The organism is Azospirillum sp. UFLA03-27 (assembly GCF_059803775.1).
Genome location: NZ_JAUQTX010000438.1, coordinates 1 through 2,692, shown reverse-complemented (window position 1 = coordinate 2,692; position 2,692 = coordinate 1). Strand labels below are relative to the sequence as shown.

Below are 2,692 nucleotides of genomic sequence, written 5' to 3'. Positions count from 1 at the left end.
GCGTATAATCGTCGGCAGCGTCAGATGTGTATAAGAGACAGATACGCAACCGGCCCCTCACTTCTCCCTTTGAAACTTCGCCGCCCCAGCCGCCATCGGGATCAACCGCACCGCATAAGGCGACGTCTGCATCTGCGCCACCGCCTGGGCCGGACCCGGAACCCGCTCGCGGTAGCCGACGACCACATCGCCGCCCGCCGCCCGCGCGCTGACGATGGACACGCCGTAGCCGCCGGTGTCGCGCGGGCCGAGGAAGACCGCCGCGGCCATGCGGTCGCCGGGCAGGGGCCCCGGCGCGGCCTCGCCGACGCGGGCCCAGAGATCGTTCCATTCCTGCGGGTTGCGGGCGACCACATAAGCGCGCTCGTAAGCCTGGCTGCGATCGCCCTGCCAATAGGTGCCGGGATCGGCGTCGGCGGGGAGCAGGGCCTGCGGCTCCGTCCCGTCCGGGGCGGTCTGGCAGGCGCCGAGAAGGGGAAGCGTCACGGCGAGGGCAAGCAAGCCGGCGGTCGGGCGGTTCATGCAGCGGCTCACTCCGGCACCGCCATGCCGCGCTTGACCGCCGGGCGTTCGGCGACCGCGTCGTGCCAGCGCTTCAGGTTGGGGTAGCGGTCCAGCACGTTGCCTTCCGCCTTGGCGGCCACTGCCACGAAGGGGAAGCAGGCGATGTCGGCGATGGAGTAGGTGGCGCCGGCCAGATAGTCCGACCCGCCCAGACGCTCCTCCATCGCGGCGTGAATGCGCTGCAGCTCGCCTTTGAAATAGTCGATGGCGTAGGGGATCTTCTCCGGCGCCATGACCGCGAAGCGGAACTTGCTCAAGCCCGAGGGGCCGAGGTCGCTGACGCCCAGCATCAGCCAGCTCATCGCCTCCGCCCGCTCGTCCTCGTCCTCAGGCAGCAGGCGGCCGGTGCGCTCCGCATAGTGCAGCAGGATGGCCCCCGACCCGAACAGGCGGCGCTTCCTGCCGCCGGGCAAATCCTCGACGACGGCGGGGATCTTGCCGATCGGGCTGACCGCCAGATAGTCGGGCTGACGGCCTTCGCCGGCCACGAGGTCGACCTTGTGGACCTTGTAGGTGAGACCCAGCTCTTCCAGCAGGATCGAAGCCTTTTGCCCGTTCGGCGAGGCGAAGGTGTAGAGCGTGATCATCGGTGCCCGTCCCTGGAGCCTGTTCCTTTGCCGCGTCCGCAAAGAATTCAACAGGCACCAGTTTCGCCGATTTGCACGCGGAAGGCCAGAGGCAGGAAAAAGCGTCCTTTTTCCTGCCGATCACACCTTTTTCCTGCCGATCACAGGGGGATCACGCTCACACCGCGCGGCTGTGCTTCCCGGCGCCGGTGGACAGATAGGTGTCGAAGCGCGCGGCGACGATGCGCATCAGCGGGCGGGCGGGTTCCGGCACATGGACGCGGCGGCCCTCCACCACGGCGACCCCGTCGCCCACCAGATCGGCCATGGCCTCAAGGTCGGCGTCGAAGGTCCCGGCGGCCAGCCCATGGGCCTCGGCCACCGCGCCGACGTCCACCGACAGGTCGCACATCAGCCGCACGATCAGGTCGCGGCGCAGCCGGTCGTCGGCGGTCAGCGTCAGCCCCTTGCCGGTCGGGAACCGTCCGGCCTCGACGGCCTGGGCGTACTGGTCGAAGGGAACGGCGTTCTGCACATAGCCCTGCGGCAGCGCCCCGATGGAGGAGGCGCCGAAGCCCAGAAGCACCTCCGCGTCGTCGGTCGTGTAGCCCTGGAAGTTGCGGCTGAGCCGCCCCTCGGCCTGCTGCACGGCCAGCTCATCGTCAGGCCGGGCGAAGTGGTCGAGGCCGATGGGCTGGAAACCGGCGTCGGTCAGCACACTGGCGATGGACGCGAACTGCTCCCACCGGCCCAGCGTGCCGGCCAGCGCCGACTCGTCGATCTTCTTCTGGTGAGTCTTCATCCAAGGCACATGGGCGTAGCCGAAGACCGACAGCCGGTCCGGCGCCATGGTCAGGGCGATCTCCGCGGACCGCGCGACGCTCTCCACCGACTGGTTGGGCAGGCCGTACATCAGGTCGAGGTTGATGTGGCGGATGCCGTTGGCGCGCAGCCACTCCAGCGTCTGCTCGGTCTGTTCCTGCGGCTGGATGCGGTTGATGGCGGCCTGCACCGCGGCGTCGAAGTCCTGCACGCCGAGCGACGCGCGGTTGACACCGGCGCGGCCCAGCGCCTCGGCCATCTCGCGGGTCAGAGTGCGCGGATCGATCTCCACCGCGATCTCCGCGTCCGGCGTCACGTTGTAGCGCTCGCGCAGCAGGGCGATCAGCGATTCGAAGTCGTCCGGCGCCATCATGGTCGGGGTGCCGCCGCCGAAATGGATGTGCCGCACCCGCAGCCGTCCGGTAATGCGGTCGGCGACCATGCCGATCTCGCGCCGGAGATGGCCGAGATACTCGGCGATGGGAGCGTAGCGGGCGACGATCTTGGTGTGGCAACCGCAGTACCAGCACATCTTCGCGCAGAAGGGCACGTGCAGGTACAGCGACCCTGTGTGGGCCGCCGTGTCCAGCTCCGCCAGCCAGTCCGCGTAGCGCTCCGCCCCCACGGCGGCGGTGAAGTGCGGCGCCGTCGGGTAGCTGGTGTAGCGGGGCACCCGCAACCCGTCGTACTTGGCGAGCAGGGCGGCGTTCAGCGGGGCGGTCGGGGCGGTGGCGCAGGCC

The 2,692-nt window shown here is 69.3% G+C and carries 3 protein-coding genes; all 3 read right to left on the bottom strand.

Annotated elements, in window-relative coordinates; translation table 11 throughout:
• Window positions 1-57: 57 nt before the first annotated feature.
• The gene (locus Q4I23_RS31995; protein ID WP_498528909.1) at window positions 58-522 is read right to left on the bottom strand and encodes a protease complex subunit PrcB family protein; all 465 of its coding nucleotides are present in this window, start codon (window positions 520-522) and stop codon (window positions 58-60) included.
• Between the two features lie 8 nt (window positions 523-530).
• On the bottom strand, window positions 531-1,151 hold the full coding sequence (locus Q4I23_RS31990) for a glutathione S-transferase family protein (RefSeq protein WP_454018807.1): 621 nt from the start codon (window positions 1,149-1,151) through the stop codon (window positions 531-533).
• Window positions 1,152-1,308: 157 nt separating this feature from the next.
• Window positions 1,309-2,692, bottom strand: a 1,384-nt coding sequence (hemN, locus tag Q4I23_RS31985) for an oxygen-independent coproporphyrinogen III oxidase (RefSeq protein WP_498528908.1), incomplete at its 5' end; no start/stop codon positions are given.

Excerpts from the sequence above, each read along its gene's own strand:
- Q4I23_RS31995 (WP_498528909.1), bottom strand. The coding sequence starts at position 522 with ATGAACCGCCCGACCGCCGGCTTGCTTGCCCTCGCCGTGACGCTTCCC.
- Q4I23_RS31990 (WP_454018807.1), bottom strand. The coding sequence starts at position 1,151 with ATGATCACGCTCTACACCTTCGCCTCGCCGAACGGGCAAAAGGCTTCG.